At 62.0% G+C, this 1,196-nt stretch carries 2 protein-coding genes; both read left to right on the forward strand.

From position 1 onward, the window contains the following. Positions 1 to 718: 718 nt before the first annotated feature. Positions 719 to 907, forward strand: coding sequence for a hypothetical protein (locus ACFV4K_RS35675; protein WP_379280698.1), 189 nt, complete (start codon positions 719 to 721; stop codon positions 905 to 907). A gap of 5 nt (positions 908 to 912) precedes the next feature. Further along, positions 913 to 1,116 carry a hypothetical protein gene (locus tag ACFV4K_RS35680; protein ID WP_379280699.1) on the forward strand — a complete coding sequence of 68 codons (204 nt, stop codon included), beginning with the start codon at positions 913 to 915 and terminating at the stop codon, positions 1,114 to 1,116. The last annotated feature ends 80 nt before the right edge of the window (positions 1,117 to 1,196 follow it).

Below are 1,196 nucleotides of genomic sequence, written 5' to 3' on the forward strand. Positions count from 1 at the left end.
TTGCCCTTGCGGGCGACCGCGACGACATCGCGGCGGAACTCCTCCGGATACGGCTTCGGCATGGTGGACATCCTCTCAGCGAGGACCAAGTCCTCACAGATCAGGAATCAACCAAACCGGGGGCAGTCCCAATCGAGAAGCCCTTCTATCTGGGCCGTGATCATCCTCGTCGGGATTCCGTCCTCCAGCCGCGCAATCGTGTGCTTCGAGGTCTCCACAGCCAGCCCCGCTGACAGCAGACTCTTGCCGGCTCCTTCACGAATCTCCCGGAGAAACTTACCCAACGCCCTACGGGTGACAGTGGACATTTCTTAGCCTCGCTATCCGGTTCGTCTCAGTGCGCACCGTCTCGAGCCGAGACGCACACATCTTTTCATGAGTCGGCCATTTCCCGTACCGCAATTGGCGCGATCGGGTGTCTACTTAATCCATTCCAACCACGTCGGCGCTACTTCAACCGCCGCGCGGAGTACCCATTCGAACTCGCAGCCGGAGTTGTCATGCCTTGGGACGCTTGGCTTTTGATCTCGTTCACAATGCTCGTCATGCTCCCTCTCGCAGCCTGCACCGCAGTCGACACGGGGCAGACCGACGAAACCAAAGCAAGACAAAGACATAACGGACAATTCCTCACGCTGACGGGTGAACGGATCGACCACGGAATGTCATTGGCACATCCCGTCCGGCATCATCGCGATCGGCGGCCGGTGCGCGGCCGATGAACGCCCCGCACACCCGCCCGCGCCGCACGCCCGCCACCCTCGCGGCCGCGAAACGCGCATTCGAACCGCATAGCGACTGCGACGACGACTGCCCAGCAAAATCGTTCTACGAGTCCGCGATTCAGCGCATGACCCGCCCGCCCCTCGGCTGGAACATCTGGACCGGCGATTCCCCACGGCAGTGAATGCCATGGGCACCAACCCCATTCACACGGAGGTCGATCCGGTGGATCTCGAGCAAACCCTCGCCTTACTCAGCATTGAACAGCCTGCCCGCTGGCTCCAATACCGAGACGGCACCTGGGCACCCGTGTGGGAAAACGGCCTCGTCGGCGACTCGTTCACCGCCGTCGAACTCCGCACCCTCGTCCCGCCACCGGACACCGCGAAGTAATCGTGACAATGAAAGGCCCCGCACCGAATCCGCCGATCGGTACGGGGCCTTTCGTTCTACGTTCGTCAGCGCAGGGCGGC

Source organism: Nocardia sp. NPDC059764 (genome assembly GCF_042732555.1).
Lineage (GTDB): Bacteria > Actinomycetota > Actinomycetes > Mycobacteriales > Mycobacteriaceae > Nocardia.

Excerpts from the sequence above, each read along its gene's own strand:
- ACFV4K_RS35680 (WP_379280699.1), top strand. The coding sequence starts at position 913 with ATGGGCACCAACCCCATTCACACGGAGGTCGATCCGGTGGATCTCGAG.
- ACFV4K_RS35675 (WP_379280698.1), top strand. The coding sequence starts at position 719 with ATGAACGCCCCGCACACCCGCCCGCGCCGCACGCCCGCCACCCTCGCG.